General features: G+C 49.5%; 1 rRNA gene. It reads left to right on the top strand.

The window, feature by feature from the left end:
- Positions 1-2,770 (top strand): 23S ribosomal RNA (locus CTER_RS26120); the annotation flags it as partial.
- Positions 2,771-2,787 lie beyond the last annotated feature (17 nt).

The following is a 2,787-nucleotide window of genomic DNA, read 5'->3' as shown; positions in this document are numbered from 1 at the left end:
GGGGTTGAGGACTAGCATAATGATCCTTGAGACATAGCAGAATGAGCAGCTGGAAAGCTGAGACCATAGAGGGTAAAAGTCCCGTAAGCGAAATGTCAAGAGGCAGGCTAGTATCCAGAGTACCACGAGGCACGTGAAACCTCGTGGGAAGCAGGGTGGACCACCATCCAAGGCTAAATACTAACTGGTGACCGATAGTGAAGCAGTACCGTGAGGGAAAGGTGAAAAGAACCCCGGGAGGGGAGTGAAAGAGAACCTGAAACCCTATGTTTACAAGCAGTTGAAGAGCGTTAAAGCTCGACAGCGTACTTTTTGTAGAACGGTCCGGCGAGTTATTGTATGCAGCAAGGTTAAGTACTAAAGGTACGGAGCCGAAGGGAAACCGAGTCTTAAATGGGCGACAAGTTGCATGCTATAGACCCGAAACCGGGTGACCTACCCATGGACAGGTTGAAGCGGGAGTAAAATCTCGTGGAGGACCGAACCACATGACCGTTGAAAAGGTCTGGGATGAGCTGTGGGTGGCGGAGAAATTCCAATCGAACTCGGAGATAGCTGGTTCTCCCCGAAATAGCTTTAGGGCTAGCCTCAAGGAAGAGTCAAACGGAGGTAGAGCACTGAATGGGCTAGGGGCCTTACCAGGTTACCGAACCCTATCAAACTCCGAATGCCGTAATGATGTTACTTGGGAGTCAGACTACGAGAGATAAGTCCCGTGGTCAAAAGGGAAACAGCCCAGACCATCAGCTAAGGTCCCAAAATTACAGTTAAGTGGAAAAGGATGTGGGCTTGCTAAGACAACTAGGATGTTGGCTTAGAAGCAGCCACTCATTCAAAGAGTGCGTAATAGCTCACTAGTCGAGTGAGCCTGCGCCGAAAATGTCCGGGGCTAAACTGTATACCGAAGCTATGGATCAGCATACATTCAATAGTATCGCCTAGCACAAGCTGTTAGGACGTTTCACGAAAAGTTTCATTTAAAAATCAATTAAAAAACTTTTCGTTAAATGTCACTTAGGCTAACTGTATACCAGTAAGGTATACGAGGAGAAGTTAGGAGATAGTATTGAATGTATGCGGGTGGTAGGGGAGCTTACTGTTGTAGGTAGAAGCAAGACCGGAAGGACTTGTGGACGAAGCAGTAGTGAGAATGCCGGAATAAGTAGCGAAAGTAAAGTGAGAATCTTTACCGTCGAAAGCCTAAGGTTTCCTGGGGAAGGTTCGTCCGCCCAGGGTAAGTCTGGACCTAAGCTGAGGCCGAAAGGCGTAGGCGATGGATAACAGGTTGAAATTCCTGTACTGCCGTTAATCGTTATGAGAGAGGTGGGGACGCAGGAGGATAAGTCAAGCGTGCAGCTGGAAAAGCACGTGCAAGCGAGGTAGATAGTCCGGTAGGTAAATCCGCCGGATGTTTCGAAGGCGTGATGCGGAGGGAAAATAAGTACCGAAGTGACCGATTCCACACTGACGAGAAAAGCCACTATCCAGATTAAAGGTACCAGTACCGCAAACCGACACAGGTAGGTGAGGAGAGAATCCTAAGACGAGCGGGAGAAGCGTTGTTAAGGAACTCGGCAAATTGACCCCGTAAGTTAGCGAAAAGGGGTGCCTCTAGAGATAGAGGCCGCAGAGAATAGGCCCAAGCAACTGTTTATCAAAAACACAGGTCTCTGCTAAATCGAAAGATGAAGTATAGGGGCTGACGCCTGCCCGGTGCTGGAAGGTTACGGGAATTGCTTAGCGCAAGCGAAGGCATGAACTTAAGCCCCAGTAAACGGCGGCCGTAACTATAACGGTCCTAAGGTAGCGAAATTCCTTGTCAGGTAAGTTCTGACCCGCACGAATGGCGTAATGACTTGGGCACTGTCTCAACAACGTACCCGGCGAAATTGTAGTACTTGTGAAGATGCAAGTTACCCGCGACTAGACGGAAAGACCCCATGGAGCTTCACTGTAGCTTGATATTGGGTTTCGGTATTTTTTGTACAGGATAGGTGGGAGACTGAGAATTAGTGGCGCCAGCCATTAAGGAGTCGACGTTGGGATACCACTCTAAAAGTACTGGAACTCTAACCTGGAGCCATAAACTGGTTCAGGGACACTGTCAGGTGGGCAGTTTGACTGGGGCGGTCGCCTCCCAAAGAGTAACGGAGGCGTCCAAAGGTTACCTCAGCGCGGTTGGAAATCGCGCATTGAGTGCAAAGGCATAAGGTAGCCTAACTGCGAGAGATACACCTCGAGCAGGTACGAAAGTAGGGCTTAGTGATCCGGTGGTATGAAAGTGGAATTGCCATCGCTCAACGGATAAAAGCTACCCTGGGGATAACAGGCTTATCTCCCCCAAGAGTCCACATCGACGGGGAGGTTTGGCACCTCGATGTCGGCTCATCGCATCCTGGAGCTGTAGCAGGTTCCAAGGGTTTGGCTGTTCGCCAATTAAAGCGGTACGCGAGCTGGGTTCAGAACGTCGTGAGACAGTTCGGTCCCTATCTGTCGCGGGCGCAGGATATTTGAGAGGATCTGTCCTTAGTACGAGAGGACCGGGATGGACGAACCTCTAGTGCACCAGTTGTCATACCAATGGCACAGCTGGGTAGCCAAGTTCGGCAGGGATAAACGCTGAAGGCATCTAAGCGTGAAACCCACCTCAAGATGAGATATCCCACCGTAAGGGTAAGACCCCATGTAGACTACATGGTTGATAGGTCAAGAGTGTAAGTGCAGTAATGTATTAAGCTGATTGATACTAATAGGTCGAGGGTTTGACCCAAAGAAACAGGTATTCAA

This window comes from Ruminiclostridium cellobioparum subsp. termitidis CT1112 (genome assembly GCF_000350485.1).
Classification (GTDB): domain Bacteria; phylum Bacillota; class Clostridia; order Acetivibrionales; family DSM-1351; genus Ruminiclostridium; species Ruminiclostridium termitidis.
Note: the sequence above shows the minus strand (reverse complement) of the source record. Positions and strands in the feature narration are given on the sequence as shown.